Genomic DNA, 16120 nt, shown 5'->3' on the forward strand with positions numbered 1-16120 from the left:
CGAAACGCCGCCCAACGTCGTGCTACCGGTCAAACCAGGCGTTTTTAAAGCCGTCGTTAAGGCCAATGCCTGTGGTGACAAGGTTTTTAACATCACAGCGGTAGAGGGTCGGGAAACCCAGTTCAAGCAACCAGCCGACCGGGACTTCGTCGTGAAGAATCTCCTGAGCTTCGTGGTAATACTCTTCACGTTTTTTGTCCGGGTAGGCCGTCGCCGCAAGGTCGAACAGCTCGTCTACGCGCTCGTTCTTATAACCTTCGACGTTGTTCCACGGAGAGCCTTTCGCGATATTGCTGGAAATATAGGTCCGTGAGATACCCAGGGCCGGGTCGCCGTATTGAAAGAGGTAAGTAAAGGCGAGATCGTAGTCCCACTCGGCCAGGCGCTGGTTCCAACCACCGATATCAGTGGACTGTGTGGAGACGTTGATGCCCACTTCCTGCAGATTCTGCTGAACCGCTTCGGCCCAGCGTACCCAGGTTTCGCCGTAGGGAATCGGCAACAAGCGTATTTCTTCACCCTCGTAGCCCATTTCATCCAACAGTTCACGGGCGCGTTCCGGGTCGTGTTCATAAGGTGGCAGGCTGTCATTCTGAAAGCTGGCATTCGAGCCAAAGGAGGAAAGCGGCACCTTGCCCAAACCGTTCCACAGCACATCGCGGACAAATTCACGGTCAAGGGCGTACATGACTGCCTGACGAAAGCGTTTATCCGCCGTCGGGCCTTCGCGGTTGTTCATCCACAGCATGGCGAAGGGGCTGAAGTACTCCTGACCCTGTTCGGTACGACAGGTGTTATCGAGTTTGCTCAGACGCGGGATATCGAAGTTTTCGACCGAGTTGGCCGGTAGCACGTCGATCGTACCGTTTTCGTAGGCCACCGCACGCGACGAAGCATCCGGAATAACGTGCCAGTTGATGCCGTCCAGGTAGGGCAGCCCTTCCTCGTAATAGTCTTCGTTTTTCACCAGCTTAATGACGCGGCCACGGTCCCAGCTTTCGAACTTGAACGGGCCGGTGCCAATCGGATGATTGTTGGCTTCGTTGGTGCGGAAGTCGGTATTTTCATAGATATGCTTGGGCATCATCGGCATGGTGCCCGCTTCAAAGGCCAGGATAAAAGGGCCAAAGGCGTTTTTGAGCGTGAATACCACGGTGTGATCGTCAGGAGCTTCGATGCTCTTTACGTGGGAAAGAATCGTCCGGGTGCGAGGGTTCATTTCACGCAGGTAAACATCGGTGGAGAACACCACATCTGCGGAAGTGAAAGGCTCGCCATCGTGCCAGGTGGCGTCTTCATGCAGGTAGAATGTGTAGGTCAGGCCATCTTCGCTGACTGTCCAGTCACGGGCCAGCTGCGGCATGGGGTTGAGGTCGGTATCGTAACGCAGCAGGCTTTCATAGATGTTGCCGGAGACCGTCTGGGTCGGTGCGTTCTGGTGAACCCCGGCAATAATGCCGGGCGGTTCAGGCTGGATCACCGTGTTGATAACGCCGCCTGAGCGGGGTTCTTCCGCCCAGGCGTAAGTGGCCGCCAGAGATGCAATAGTAATGGCAAGGGTTAAGGTTTTTTTCATTGTTTTCCCCGTAATTATGGTTTGTTGATGGGACACATGGCTCCGCAGAGCCGGGTTATTAAGGCATTGAATTCGTCCAGACTGCCTTGTTACTCGCGATTCGCCGTGCGCAGTAGCGCATCGCATAGTACTTGTGCGGCGATGGCGCAGTGCTCGGGCTCTGCATACTCGCGTTCGTTATGGCTGATGCCGCCTCGGCAAGGGATGAACAACATCGCGGTTGGCGTCACATAGCTGACATTCACCGCGTCATGACCGGCGCCGCTCATCATGCAAAACGGCACGTGGCCCAACGCCTCCGTCGCGCTGGAAAGATCCTTCACCAGCGCCTCATCAAAGCGGGTGACCGGCATATGCCACACCACACTGATGTTGGCGTTGACGCCTTCGCGTTCGGCGGCCGCCTGTACATGGGCGCGGAGGTTGTCATCAAGCGTTTGCAGGGCGGCTTCCTTGGTATGACGTACATCGACCTGCAGGGTGACCGCCCCCGGAATCACATTGCGCGACGGCTCGGCGACCTGAAAATCGCCGATGGTCAGGCGTGAGGCGCCATCGGCATCGTCGAGTACGCTCTTGCGCATGGCTTCCACAAAGGCCGTCGCGGCCATCAATGGGTCATGGCGATACTCCATGGGCGTCGGGCCCGCGTGAGCGGAATCACCGGTAAATGTGATGTCGTACCAGCGTAGCCCTTGCACGCCACTGACAATGCCTACGGGCAGGTTTTTTTTCTCGAGTATCGGGCCCTGTTCAATATGCAATTCCAGATAGGCTGCCAGCGGCAGATCGTGGCGAGTCAGAGAGCCTTTATAGCCGGATTGGTCGAGCGCTTCGCCCAAAGAGACACCATCACGGTCCTCGGCGGCGCGAAAATCCTCCAGCGACAGCCGTTCACTGTAAACACCACTGCCGCCCAATGCCGGGGCAAAGCGGCTGCCTTCCTCGTTGGTCCAATTCACCAGCACCAGCGGCCGCTGGGTGGTAATGCCCTGGTCGTTCAGAGTGCGAAAGATTTCCAACCCGGCGAGTACACCCAGCACACCATCAAAACGTCCGCCCAGCGGCTGGGTATCCAGATGGCTGCCAACCGCCACAGGAGAAAGATCGTTGTCACGCCCAGGGCGATAAATGAACATATTGCCGGCTTGGTCCATCTGCCATTCGCAGCCCAGCAATGCGGCCCAGTCGAGCAGCTGCTGGCGACCGGCCAGGTCCTCATCGCTCAGGGCCAGCCGACGGCTACCGCCGTTGGGAGATGGTCCGATACGCGCCATCCCCATCAGCGATGACCAAAGACGTTCGCCATCAATCTGCGGGGTAGTGGGCACATTTGTAGCGTGAGTCGTCATGCGATGTTCTCCTTTACTGATCAATAAGCCTTGTGGCTGGTGATTGGCAGCTACGCCGCCTTGCTGTAATCTTTGTTAGAACTGACAGGTGAATTTTCTATCGCGCACGGGAGTTTGCTTGGATGAGGTCCCTACACGACTCGCTTGACTGGAACTTGCTGCGTACCTTTGTCAGTATCGTCCAGGAAAAAAGTATCAGTCGTGCTGGGCAGCGCCTGAACCTTTCGCAGCCGGCGGTCAGCCTAGCGTTGAAGCGGCTTGAATCGCATCTTGGGCAGAGCCTGATCGAGCGTGGCAGTCATCGCTTTCGAGTGACGGCAGCGGGCGAACTGGTCTATTGCGAAGCGTTGGAAATCTATGCCAATGTGGCGCGGCTCAGCGTTAACGTGCGCGACGCTCCTCCAGAAGTGGCCGGACAGATCACCCTGTTTCTGGTTAGCGGTATTCAATGCAGCTTTCTTGATGACGTGCTGCAACGATTTCATCATCAACACCCCCGCATTACCTGCGAGGTTAACGTGCTGTCGAGCCATGATGTGGTTCAGTCGATGGTGCAGAAAATGGGCACGGTGGGAGTGAGCCTGCAGCTGCATCCGGTAGAGGTCTTGAACAGCCAACTGCTGGTGAATCAGCGCTATCGGTTCTTTTGTGGTCGGGCGCATCGCTTCTTCGGCCAGCAGAACCTGTCGCTGCAGGCCCTCAGCCACGAGCCGTTCGTCTCGTTCACCAGCGCTCAGCTTTCTGGCGCCCTGGCGGGCATTGCGCTGTTTCGAGCCAATGCAGGACTGGTGGGAGAGAAGGTCGTCACGTCGAGCAGTCTGACGGAAATCCAGCGTTTCGTGCGCAGCGGCTGGGGCATTGGCTGCCTGCCGGAGCACACCGTTCAGCAAGACATTGACAGTGGCCTGCTGTGGCCGTTGCCCCCCTATGAAGGCATCCCCAATATTGACCTGCACCTGATATGGCATCAGGACTCGCGCTTTTCCCAAGCAGAGCGCGTGTTCTTCGATTTTATGCACCGTGCGATGGCAGAAGTGCCTATCGAACAACGGCTGCCGTGAAGCAACTCCTGAATAATTATTCACTCGGCTCACCTGTTGTCGTTTTTATCAACGTTGCTGGCCTGCGATACTGATCGTTTCTTAATCTGAATGTTGGTTACTGACCTGGGGCGCCTGTCGTGAAAGTTGCGACAACGGCGACTCGCTGGACCAGTCATTTTTTTAATACTTGAAAGTTTTTTATAAGTATCACTACGGATTGCATAAAACAATTTTTAATTTTTTATACAATGTATAAATGAAACAAATACAAAGGCCCTTCTGGTTTTTCCTTGCAAAGCGTATTGAAAATGTGAGTTATAAAAAAAGAGCAACATTTAAAAGCGCGAGCCAGGCGGTTTTCAATGTTGCTTGAACTCCAGAAAAATCCGGCTCAATGTGGCGAAAACGGGTTAGGAAAGTCGTTAGGAAACGCAGCTACAACGTGGTAAAAATCGCTTATTACAACGATAACGGAACAATAAGATGCTGACTGAGCAGGAGTGCGAAGTACTCTCCTGCTGCGATGTACTGTTCGATGAAACCCCTGATTAATAGGGCTTTTGGAGCGAACCTACAGTGTGCTCGAGCAGGAGCAAAGTGCACAGGCGATAATCGACGAGTGGTACCGCAAAGAAAATTTCAACTTGCCCCGTGTGCCGCTAACAAACACGGCTTTGTCCTAGTACAAAAAAAGTGTCGAAGACAGCCAGTTCATGGGAGCTTCTGGTCACACGTATGATGGCCTCGATGACACCCATGATGCGTCACACAATGACGCTGACAACACCTCTCACGTTGTTTCTGAGTCTCGGCATAACGTAATTGCAACTTTGAATGAAGCTGCGAGCGGGCGACATCTGATTTTCAACGGGCACCTGGATGTGGTGCCTGCCGAGCCAAACAATCGCTGGCCTAGACCTCCGTGGGAACCATGGCGAGATACTCTATGGGCGCGGTGCGGGTGACATGAAGGCCGATATCGCCGCCATGTGCATGGCTGTTAAAGCGGTGCAACAGGCAGGCGTGGATATTTTTCACCCGTTGACGCTTCAAACCGTGATCGAGAAAGAGTGTGCTGGTCATGGGGCGCTTGTTTGCGTCAAGGCCGGTCACACACGGGCGACTTTGTGCTAATCCCCGAGTCATTCGACGCCCACATCATCTCGGGGCAAGCGGGTGTGCTGTGGTTTCGTATCAGCCTGTATGGCGTACCTGGGAATGTGTCAGGGGCCTGTTGCCGAAAATATTCACGGGGTAGATGAACACGTGAATATAGAATCTATCCGCAACGTACTAAAAACCTATGCGCTGTTTTGAGCCACTGGGGCGCAAGTGTCACCTGAAACAAAGTGAGTTTTTGCGGTGTTACTTGAACCATTTTTAGCGGTGTAGATACCTTATGACAGCCGCAGAGGTGGTTTTGAGGGTTTTTCTACGGCGCCAGGCCATCGTTTTGCCCCTCCTGCGGAGTTATCGATGCGTGTCTACTAAACTGGGGGAAGTCCACAGGTCCCGTTTGTTACGGGCAGGACTTCTGACATTCAGGAGCGAACGGCAGACAGCGCTTTGTTGTAGCTCTTGCCAATCTCGCTGTCGAAATAAGACAGAGATTCCTCTTCCAGTCTGTAAAGCTTCGATGGCTGGCCCTTCGCCGCCATCGAACGCTTCTCTCCGGTTTCTGCCAGCAGCCCCGTATTTACCCACCGACTGAACACCGTTTGTTTCTTCACGCAGATACCAAAGATATCGTACGCTTCAACGATCTGACGCACGGCAACCTTCTCGGGGAGCAGGTAGAGCAGCAACGACGAGTATTTGATTTTGTTCAGGAACGCTTCGTAAGCGATGTTCACGAGCTTCCGATGATCAAAAGGCAGAGGGTATTCCCCGGCCAGAATCGACTCGATTGGTTCCCACTTAATTCCGTCCTGCTGATCCAACTCGGCCATATCCGGGCGATTGAACAGACATAGAAATGGAATCGTCACTGACCACCCCAGTGATGCGTCCCGGGTCACGCTTCCTTCTGGAGGGAGCTTCTCCAGATGATTTGGCAAGAAGCCAACCTTGCCTTTTAGAATGCGGGTTACGGCATTCCCCAGGGTTTCATCTGAATCACCCCCGTCAGACGCAGGCTGTTCCCATACCAAACCACCCACAAGGGCGTACCGACCGCTCTCTGGTCCCTTCTGGCGCTCTTGCAGCATGACTTCCGGGAGCCCGGATTCCGGGTTCAGGCGCAGGCAAATAAAATCGAGTGTGACAACCATGAAGGCGTCTCCAGTGAGTAAGTGTTGATCTAAGAATACCATCCGAACTTTTTCTGTCAAATCAATTGACACAAGAATAATTAGACGCTACTTTTACCGTCAAATGAATTGACTAAAGAGTAGAGCCATGAGCGCAACCGTCGACAAATCACTGTTCCGCCAACAGACCATCACCAGCGCGATGGATACCGACGCCTACAAGTTGCACATGCAGCAAGTCGTTTTTGAAAAGTACGCACCGGTGATCGTGAAGTACAAATTCCGGTGCCGGACCGATGAGAACCTGGCGCAATATGCCGGTGAAATTCGCAAAGCCTTGCATGATCTCGACGGGCTGGGTTTCACCGAAGACGAATTGCTGTACTTGGGCAAAATTCGCTTCCTCAAGCCAGCTTTTATAGACTTCCTGCGCCAATACCGCTTCGATCCCAAGCGCTACCTGTCAATCCGGGTGGAGCAGGGCAAGCTGGTCATTGAGTGCGACGGCCCGTGGCTCTACGCCATCCTGTTCGAGGTCCCGGTACTGGCTATCGTTAGTGAAGTTCGCAACCGTCGCCGGTACGGCAATGTCGGTGAGGACCAGTTTCAGGATGTGCTCTATGAAAAGGTCGAGCAGCTGAAATTGGAGCTGGATCGTCGCGGCATTGAATCATTCAAGTTCGCCGACTTCGGTACCCGCCGCCGCTTCTCCTACACCGTGCAGAACCGCGTGGTGGATTATCTGGCCAAAGCACTGCCCGACAACTTCATCGGCACCAGCAATTACCACTTGGCCCGGGAATACAATCTCACAGCCATCGGCACCATGGCGCACGAGTACCTGCAGGCACATCAGGCGCTTGTAAATGTCGCCCAGTCACAAAAAGAAGCTCTGGAAGTGTGGAATCAGGTCTACCGCGGTCGCCTGGGTGTTGCCCTGACGGATTGCATCACCGCTGATGCCTTCCTGGCGGACTTTGATTATTTGTTCTCGGTGCTGTTCTCCGGTGTGCGCCACGACAGTGGTGACCCGATCATTTGGGGCGAAAAGTTCATCGCCCACTATGAAGCCCTGGGCATCGATCCGATGACGAAAACGCTGGTGTTCAGCGACGGCCTGAATTTCGATCGAGCTTTGGATATCGCGGAACATTTTCAGGGTCGGATTCAGACGAGCTTTGGCATTGGAACGTTTCTGAGCAACGACTTGGGCGACTACGTGACGCCCGACGGTGACGCTTATCAGCCTCTAGATATCGTTATGAAGATGGTTGCGTGTAATGGCATGCCCGTGGCGAAGATCAGCGATGAGCCCGGCAAGAGCATGTGTGATGACCCTGTGTACCTGGCCAACCTGAAGGCCCGGTTTAACGTTCAATAAGGAGCAGACTGATGAGCAAACAACTCTACATGACCGCCGGCCGCATTTTGGAAGAGTTGGGCGTTCAGCCCACAGAAGGTCGCGACTGGGACAAGGAAATCACCAAACGTGTGACGTTCCTGTGCGAGACACTTCAAAGTGCCGGGCGCAGCACGCTGGTTCTCGGTATCAGCGGAGGCGTTGATTCACTGGTCGCGGGCAAACTCTGTCAACTGGCGGCTGACCAAATGAAAACCATTGACCCGGAAGCCAGATTTATCGCTGTTCGCTTGCCTTATGGTGAGCAGGTCGATGAAGACGCTGCGCAGGCGGCTCTGCAATTCATTGACCCGGACCGCATCATGAACGTCGATATCAAGCCGAGCGTGGACGCGCTTCACGCCGCGGTCGTGGTGAATGATTCTGAGATCAGCCTGGAACGCGCTGACTTTGAACGGGGCAACGTCAAAGCACGCGTGCGGATGACCGCCCAGTATGAGATTGCCGCCCTGAACAACGGGCTTGTCGTGGGCACCGACCACAATGCGGAGGCGGTAACCGGCTTCTTTACCAAGTGGGGCGATGGCGCCTGTGACCTGCTGCCGCTGCGTGGTCTGAGCAAGCGTCAGGTTCGTCGTCTGGCCTCAGAGCTGGGCGCCAGCGATGAGATGGCTGGCAAACCGGCAACGGCAGATCTGGAATGCCTGCGGCCCCAACTGGCGGACGAAGACGTGCTGGGCCTTTCTTACGACGTCATCGATGATTTCCTGGAGTTCAAGGGCGGTTCCGACGATCAAGTTCGCAAGCTGGTCGCTCAGTATGAAAAAACTCAGCACAAACGGTGTGACCCGCTGGCGGTCATGGGTGCCTTCAAGCCCGGTGACACACGGTAAGCAAGGAGTTCTGATATGACCTGCATTGCCTCTTTTGACGTAGACGCACAGAAGACGTTCACGCCTCTGTGCCCGAATGAGCTGCCGGTACCGGAAGGTGACCAAATCGTCGATGAGCTGAATGCACAGGCCGAGTTGGCCGCTTTCCGGGTTGGTTCCCGGGATGCTCACCCCTCAAATGCTAAGTGGATCGCCGACACGCCCGAAGACGTTTTCAGTAAGATTGAGGGCGAAAATATCGACATTAAGTGGCCTCGGCACGCCGAACTGGGAACCTTCGGTTTCGAGTTGCTGGACGGCCTGCCGCACCCCGCCACCGGTTATGACTTCATGGTGAATAAAGGTCTGGACCCGGACTGCCACCCGTATGGTGCCTGCTATCACGATCTGGGTGATACCGTGACCACGGGTGTTATCGAGTTCCTTAAAAGCAAGGGCGTGGCCGTTGTCATTGTTGGTGGTCTGGCGTTTGATTACTGCGTCGCCAAAACCGTTCTGCAGTTAAGAGACGCCGGGTTTCAGGTCATCGTCAATCTGGCAGCCGTCCGGGGTATCGCTGAGGACAGCGTTGAGCAGGCGATGACCGACATGAAGCAGGCCGGTGCCGAGTTCGCCAAAAATGCGGACGACGTCAAGCGATTGCTGCCATGGTAGGGATCCTCGGCAGTGCCTTTAACCCACCGACCCGAGGGCACTTGGATGCGATCCGCCAGGCCCTCGATGTGCGTGATGAGGTGTGGTTGGTCCCTTCGATTGACCACTTCTTCGGCAAAGCTATGTTGCCGTTCCCTATTCGCTGGCAGATGTGGCCACTTTTCACGGTCGATATTGCCAACCCTCAATTAAGGCTCAGTGTGCTTGGTGGACTTAGTTAGTCAAAGTGCGTTTTGAGGGTGCCACCTGAACCATGTTTTGCGGTGTAGGTACTGAATAAGAGGCGCCAGAGTAGTTTTTCTACGGCGCCAGGCCATCATTGATTGAGACCGCGCCGCCGTACCCTGAAGCGTGCAGAATGCTCGACGCGTGGTTGGGACAGCCGCATGAGGATTTTATCTGTTGCAGCTGGGGTAACTACGACCGTCTACACATTCAGGCCGATAGCGAGAAGCATGGTGTGTCTCCTGCGATGATGAATTATCCCCATCTGAACCTGAAACGACTCTGGCGCCGCACAACCGGGCAAAAGCGTAAAAATGGGATAGTCCACGCTCTTGAGTTTCACGGATTAGCATTAGAGGGACACCACCATCGGGGCGCGGACGATGCCCGGAATATGGTTCGGTTACTGCCATTTATGGACTGGACGCTGGAAGAGGAGCTTTTAACCCCGCCGAATATCGCACACTTGAAAGGGCGTGTTGCTTTGAATCGAGTGGTCAGTATTGAAGAAATGGACTTGGCTATCCGAGAAAAGGCAGGGCGTATTTTTGAGTGAAATTTTACCCTTAGTGGCAATTAGTACGCCGAAATACTGATTAGTAATTCACTCTACTCATTGCCATTAAACGCCTATGGAGGAAAGCCGTGCGGCTCGATTGTATTTCCGATACACACAGCCTGCATCGAGATTTCTGCATTTCCTGGCCAGCATTTACCGGGCCAGTTAGTTCGGGAAGCGAAGACCCTCTGACCGAAACATCGACAACGCTGGAGATCAATATTCTTGCATTGTGAATGACAACCAGGTGACATGCAGCAAAAAACATGAACATGAGCGGGGAGGAATAACCTCAAAATGCTGGATTTCAACCCTCGAACCGGTTATCCGTCTTACCTGCCAACCCGCGCAGAAAGTGGTCCAGAGAGATGTTGCTGGGTTGTTCGCGAAGGGCTTTCAGCAGACGCTCCTGGTCGCCAAATATGACCTGATCGTAACGCGGCTCCCGGTCGGCGCCTCGAGTCACAGACTGGGCGCCTCCCGGCCTCGAAGACTCGGGCGCGACCTGGCTTGCCAAATCTCGCAAATGGGTGGCGAAGTGGGCTCGTTGAGGAACGCTCAGGGCTTCCCAGTCAAGTGCTGCCAGTCCGGTCTGGATAATCTCTAAAGTGTCGTCGTCCATCGTGCGCCCAAGCAATGCAAAGCAAGCCGCCAATGCTTCATTACGAAGCATTGGCGGCAATGATGGATCAGAGACAAGATCATCGAATTCGACAACGGCCTGCCGAACCCGGGTCCCAATTTTGGCTTTTGTTGGCGTGGGTTCGTTAGTGGGCGTTGCGGTTGGTCTATCCTGCTCCGATTTACGAACGGCTTTGTACCAATAGGCTGCAATTCCGGATTTTCTGGGTGGCAGTTGTTCCAACCTTATCTTCACCCTGTCCGCCAGTGAGTGAAACTGCCGGCAGGACGGGTCTGACTGAGCCAGCAAAGCCACCGGGCGCTGGGTGATCACTGATTGGCGCAGTGTCTCGTCACGCCAGATGGCGCCCAGATAATGTGGCTGCACGTTCAAATGACGCTGCGATGCCGCTGCAAAGCGCTGAAATATCGATTGTGCCTGACTGGCACCGTGAGCCATGTTAACCAGCACACTCGGGGTACGCCGGTAGCCTTGCCGTTGCAGCACCTTGATTAGCGAAAATGCATCGGTTAGAGAAGCAGGGTCGGGAGTTACCACTACACAGGCCATGGCAGCGGAGGCAATCATGTGAAGAACAACTGGCTGCAAGCCAGCGGCAGTATCAATGAGAACATAATCGTAACGGCGTTCCAGTGCAGCAAGGCTCTTGAGCAAATCGAGACTGCCCGCAACACCCATGTCCATGCAGCGTTGCACCCCCGATGCCCCTGGAATTACATGCAGCCCCAAAGGCGCCTCCATGATGATTTCATCAAGTGTGCATTCCCGAAGAAGTACGTGTTCCAGAGTGTGTTTCGGATACTGACCCAGCATGATGGCAACATTGGCAAGATCCAAGTCTCCGTCGAGCAGCAGCACGCTGTGGCCCTCGCGCGTAAGGGCCAGCGCAAGATTGATGGCAACAGAGGTTTTACCGACACCACCTTTACCGCCGGTGACGGCAATAACCCTGGGCTGGGCTGAAATATGCCTCGAATCCGTCATCGGCTTCTCTTTGATACTGACTTCAAAACCACGCTCAGAGGAAAAGAACAGACTAATCCACTAATTTAAGTCTACCGCGAACATGCAAGACAATATAGCCAGCGAGACGACACTTCGGGTACATTCGTTGTATTTTTGACAATATTTTGCGTGGCAATATCAGGTAGATGACACAGAATAAGTCCTACTAACGGGTTTTCGTTTGCTGCAATGTGAGACTCAAATCGAACTTTAATTAATCCGTCCAGAATTTAGTAAAATTTTCAACAACCTGTATTTATTTAATGGAATTGATTGTTTAAACTCTTAGCACTATGGTAATGCTAAGTGAAGTGCCAGATATATGACCGGTAATTCCATGCAAATATCGCCCAACACACAATTACCCAGCCTCCCCGAAGTCACACTCAGGGCGCTGGAAGCGTGTCGAAAGGAAGACAGCTACCGTCATATCAGCGATATTATTTCGGCTGATACGGCACTCACGGCGCAAGTATTGGCCATGGCTAATTCATCACTCTACGGTCGGTCGGGAGAAATTCGCTCGGCTGAGCAAGCACTGCTCCGGCTTGGCACCGAACGTTTACGCACCCTGATTCTCACGGCCGCACTCCGGCAGTTGATGTTCGATCTTGGTGCAGGCCAGTGGCAACAACTTCGTGATTTCTGGCGCCACTCTCTCACCACCGCACTGACCGCCAAAACCCTCGCCACGCTTACCCGCTACCCCTCTGCGGACGAAGCCTTTATGTTGGGAATGCTCCATAACATTGGCGAACTGATTGCTCTGAAAATGACTCCGGGTAATCTTCAACAGGAGTATCTCGATCACCAGGCAGAGATCGGAGCGCAGCTTGCCCAGACCTGGGGGCTAGGGCAGATGGCAGTAGATGCTGTGCGTTATCAAAAGGCTCCGGCGTCGGAAATCCGTGATGCGGCCCATTTGGTCAAGCTGATTAATCTGTCAACACGGCTAGCTCAGTCCGACGCGGCCGGTATTGCTGCCGCAGGTACCATCTTCAATCTTAGTGAAGATCTCACCCGGGAATTATCACTGCGCATCAATCATGACGTTTCTGCCCTCGCACAATCGTTGGGTGTTGCTCTTGAACATGCCTACGATGGCCAAAAGGCAAGCCAGACATTGCGCAATACTGTTATTCGCCAGGCCATGACCAACCAGGCTCTCAGCCTGGCCGACGGTTCAGGCCCGGTGCTCGCCAGCACTGTGGGCAACCTCACTCTGTTAACAGGTTGCCCCAGCCTGTTTTTCAGAGCCGACGATGACGTTCTGATCCTGGCATCAGATAGTCAAGGCGAACCGCCCGACATGACGATTGTTGCCACATCCACAGGCAGTGTGCTGACGCAAAGCTTCAGGGATCAAAAAGCTGTGCTGCTGGCTGACCGCTCTCCCAACGTGCTCGACAAACAATTAATGGCGCTACTCAGTACATCCTCCCTGACGGCTGTTCCAGTGCTGTTCGAAGGCGGCTGTCAGGGTGTTTTTGTGATTGGCACCGATGCCGTAAACATGGTGTCAACGCTGGAACTGGCTGAAATGTTCTGCGCGCGATTATCACATCTGATTGCGAGTAAAGAGTCGAAAAACCAGGGTGATGTGACCGCAGGGGATATTGACCAGGCCCTTGCCCGAGACAACGTACGACGTCACATTCATGAAATCAGCAATCCCTTAACCATCATTCGGCAGTACATTTATCAACTACGTGGGCGGCTTGAAAATGAACAGGTTCGGGAACAACTGGATATTATCCGGGAAGAGCTTGAGCGCGCTGGCAATCTGTTGGTGCAAATGGGTGAGAGCCAAGAGCCCACTCCGAACACCGAAGAACCGACAAACCTTAATCGAGAATTGAGAGCCTTGCACGTCCTGTTTCAGGACAGTCTGTTCAGGGACGGCGACATTGACTGCGATCTGATTTTGAGCGAAGAATCAACAGATCTGGCGGCTGGCAGGGCGCCGGTGCGCCAAGTGATTCTTAACCTGATCCGAAACGCCGTCGAGTGCATGCCGGATGGGGGTAAGCTTAAGCTTGCAAGCGCCTCGCCCGTCTGGCAACAGGGCCGGCAATGGATCGAAATGCTGATCGAAGACAACGGCCCGGGTTTACCGAAAGCCATTCAAAGTAGTCTGTTCAAGCCTGTAAAATCCAGTAAGGGCGTGACCCACAGCGGACTAGGGCTGAGCATTGTCAAACAACTCATTGATGACCTGGAGGGTATCATTGGATACCGCACGGGGAGCTCTGGTACCAGTTTCAGGGTTCTCCTGCCGGCGGTATCCGATTCCAGCAAAGGTCCGACATAAATCATGGGCAGCGCGCGATGACACGGCAACCGATCCAATCGCCAGTAACAGACACTATCATTGCCAGGATACTCGTCGCCGATGACGACCCGAGGCTGCTGAGCAGTCTCTCCTCGCTGCTTGAGCAACAGGGTTATCTTGTTACCCCGGCGTTGGGCGGAAAAGAAGCCTGCAGACAGCTGAATACGCGCACCTTTGACCTTGCCATGCTTGACCTGAGAATGCCTGAAATCGACGGCTTTGAGGTCATGTCCCATGCTGCGAAGGTGCAGCCCAAATGCGGCATTATCGTGGTGAGCGGTGAAAGTTCTTTCAGTGCCGTCAGTCGCGCGCTGCGACGGGGTGCTCAGAACTACCTCAAGAAACCCTTTGACCCGGACGAAATGTTTGCCACCCTGGATGCTGCACTGGGCAAACAGTTGCTATTCAGAGCTCATACCGATGTGCAACAGCGACTTGAAAAGTCCGAAGCATTGCACCGTTACATCGTCAACAACTCCCCAGATATTGTCTTCATGCTTGATGACAAAGGGCGCTTTTGTTTCATCAACAGCAAGATCGAATCGTTGTTGGGCTACAACAGCGAGGAGCTCAACGGAAAGCATTTCCGGCACCTACTTGACGAACAGGACATTGCTCGCGGAACCCATACCCTCCAGGATCCAAGCGTTACACCCGAAAACCCCCGCACCTTTGAAGTAAAACTCAAAACCCGGGGCAGTCAAAAGGCCAATCGGTATTTCGAGATCACTGCGTTTCCGATTGATCACGAAACCTTGCCTCTGGGGGCCGATTTTAATGCCTGCACCACTGGCCCCAAGGCGCGGTTTTACGGCACCGCAAGAGACGTGACTGAACGCAAGGAAGCGGAAGCCTTCATAAATTTCCAAGCCTATCATGATTTGCTAACCCGGTTGCCCAACCGGGCACTGTTCACTGACCGGTTGAGCCTTGCAATCACCCAGGCGAGTCGCAGCAAACAGAAACTCGCAGTCATGTTTCTGGACCTGGACCGGTTCAAGGTGGTTAACGATACTCTGGGTCACGCCATGGGTGACGTTTTGTTGCAAGTGGTCACCCAGCGTCTGGAGCATTGCCTCCGTAAAGGGGACACTCTGTCACGGTTTGGCGGTGACGAGTTCACACTGTTGCTGCCCGCCATTAACAACAGTAACGATGCCCGGCGTATTGCCAAGAAACTGATTGATGCCCTCAAAGCACCCTTTCAATTGGGCGAACACGAGGTATTTGTCGGAGTTAGTATCGGTATCTCCCTTTACCCGGAGGCCGGCATCTCAATGGATCAGCTGATTCAGAACGCAGATATCGCCATGTATCACGTAAAGGCCCGGGGCAAGGACGGCTACCGTTTTTACAGCGAATCCATGAACATCGACACCGCCAACCGTCTCAGCCTGGAAAGGGATCTCAGACAGGCTCTCGAGAACAACGAACTGCGGGTTTACTACCAGCCTCAAGTTTGCGCCAAAAGCGGACGCATTGTGGGACTGGAGGCGCTGGTTCGCTGGCAGCACCCGGATCGAGGACTGCTCTACCCCAAGGATTTTCTGCCATTGGCCGAAGAGACCAAACTGATTGTAGCGCTTAGCGAGCAGGTACTGGCCCAGGCCTGCCGGCAGGTCAAAGGGTGGATACTTGATGGCAACAGGGATTTGAGGCTGGCAGTAAACATGTCGCCGATTCAGGTAGAGCACCCGAGATTTGTCGAAATCCTGATCAGGCAGCTCAAAAATGAAGAGTTTCCAGCCAGCCATCTGGAAATCGAAATTACCGAAAATGTCATCATGAATGACCTCGAGCAGATCAGCCAGAAGCTCCGACAACTGGCCGATTATGGGGTCCGTATTGCGATCGATGATTTCGGTACCGGCTATTCTTCGCTGAACTACCTTCACCAGTTGCCTATCCACACGTTGAAAGTAGATCAGTCGTTTGTCCGCGGAATTGGAAATGGAGAAGACGGCGCCTGCATCGTTAACGCTATCGTGGCCATGGCCCACGGCCTGAAGTTGGACATTATCGCGGAAGGCGTAGAAACAGATGCGCAATTGGCTTACCTGAGAGGGCTTGGCTGTCAGCAGATACAGGGCTTCCTCTATGGTCCCGCTCAGCCCCCCGAAGCCATTTCAAGGATGTTGGATGGTCAGCGAGTAAGAGCCGTAGTCTGACGAATGTCCCATCAAGGTGGTAAAAAAGCAGCCATTGATTCAACGGCTGCAGGGTTGCATC

At 54.0% G+C, this 16120-nt stretch carries 13 protein-coding genes; 9 read left to right on the forward strand and 4 right to left on the reverse strand.

Features of this window, described 5'->3' with window-relative positions; translation table 11 throughout:
* Nucleotides 1-22 precede the first annotated feature (22 nt).
* Nucleotides 23-1576 (reverse strand): ABC transporter substrate-binding protein, encoded by a 1554-nt coding sequence (locus tag MELB17_RS09720; RefSeq protein WP_007350053.1) that lies wholly within the window; start codon nt 1574-1576, stop codon nt 23-25.
* Between the two features lie 89 nt (nt 1577-1665).
* Nucleotides 1666-2928: a Zn-dependent hydrolase gene (locus tag MELB17_RS09725; protein WP_007350054.1), complete on the reverse strand. Its 1263-nt coding sequence runs from the start codon at nt 2926-2928 to the stop codon at nt 1666-1668.
* Between the two features lie 122 nt (nt 2929-3050).
* Between MELB17_RS09725 and MELB17_RS09730 the strand changes: the two genes are divergently transcribed.
* Complete coding sequence (locus MELB17_RS09730) at nt 3051-3989, forward strand: LysR family transcriptional regulator (protein WP_007350055.1); 939 nt, start codon at nt 3051-3053, stop codon at nt 3987-3989.
* A 969-nt stretch (nt 3990-4958) separates the two neighbouring features.
* Nucleotides 4959-5105: a hypothetical protein gene (locus tag MELB17_RS26470; RefSeq protein ID WP_413540281.1), complete on the forward strand. Its 147-nt coding sequence runs from the start codon at nt 4959-4961 to the stop codon at nt 5103-5105.
* A gap of 407 nt (nt 5106-5512) precedes the next feature.
* Here MELB17_RS26470 and MELB17_RS09740 read toward each other — a convergent pair whose 3' ends face one another.
* Entirely contained in the window at nt 5513-6241 is a 729-nt protein-coding gene (locus MELB17_RS09740; RefSeq protein WP_007350057.1) for an NUDIX hydrolase, read from the reverse strand.
* Between the two features lie 127 nt (nt 6242-6368).
* On the opposite strand from MELB17_RS09740, the gene pncB reads away from it, so the two are divergent.
* From pncB to MELB17_RS09765, 5 genes are all read left to right on the forward strand, one after another.
* The gene (gene pncB, locus MELB17_RS09745) at nt 6369-7601 is read left to right on the forward strand and encodes a nicotinate phosphoribosyltransferase (protein ID WP_007350058.1); all 1233 of its coding nucleotides are present in this window, start codon (nt 6369-6371) and stop codon (nt 7599-7601) included.
* An 11-nt stretch (nt 7602-7612) separates the two neighbouring features.
* Complete coding sequence (gene nadE / locus MELB17_RS09750) at nt 7613-8473, forward strand: ammonia-dependent NAD(+) synthetase (protein WP_007350059.1); 861 nt, start codon at nt 7613-7615, stop codon at nt 8471-8473.
* A 15-nt stretch (nt 8474-8488) separates the two neighbouring features.
* Nucleotides 8489-9127, forward strand: a complete 639-nt coding sequence (locus tag MELB17_RS09755; protein ID WP_007350060.1) for an isochorismatase family protein — start codon at nt 8489-8491, stop codon at nt 9125-9127.
* Nucleotides 9121-9348 (forward strand): hypothetical protein, encoded by a 228-nt coding sequence (locus MELB17_RS09760; RefSeq protein ID WP_007350061.1) that lies wholly within the window; start codon nt 9121-9123, stop codon nt 9346-9348. Before MELB17_RS09755 ends, MELB17_RS09760 begins: the two co-directional genes overlap by 7 nt.
* A 137-nt stretch (nt 9349-9485) precedes the next feature.
* Nucleotides 9486-9908 (forward strand): hypothetical protein, encoded by a 423-nt coding sequence (locus tag MELB17_RS09765; protein WP_007350062.1) that lies wholly within the window; start codon nt 9486-9488, stop codon nt 9906-9908.
* A gap of 310 nt (nt 9909-10218) precedes the next feature.
* Here MELB17_RS09765 and MELB17_RS09770 read toward each other — a convergent pair whose 3' ends face one another.
* The gene (locus MELB17_RS09770; RefSeq protein WP_007350063.1) at nt 10219-11538 is read right to left on the reverse strand and encodes an AAA family ATPase; all 1320 of its coding nucleotides are present in this window, start codon (nt 11536-11538) and stop codon (nt 10219-10221) included.
* A gap of 358 nt (nt 11539-11896) precedes the next feature.
* On the opposite strand from MELB17_RS09770, the gene MELB17_RS09775 reads away from it, so the two are divergent.
* Nucleotides 11897-13870, forward strand: a complete 1974-nt coding sequence (locus MELB17_RS09775) for an HDOD domain-containing protein (protein ID WP_036184274.1) — start codon at nt 11897-11899, stop codon at nt 13868-13870.
* Nucleotides 13871-13887: 17 nt separating this feature from the next.
* A complete protein-coding gene (locus tag MELB17_RS09780; RefSeq protein WP_007350065.1) occupies nt 13888-16059 on the forward strand; it encodes an EAL domain-containing protein in 2172 nt (723 codons plus the stop codon).
* Nucleotides 16060-16120: the final 61 nt, after the last annotated feature.

Source organism: Marinobacter sp. ELB17 (assembly GCF_000169375.1).
Taxonomy (GTDB): Bacteria; Pseudomonadota; Gammaproteobacteria; order Pseudomonadales; family Oleiphilaceae; genus Marinobacter.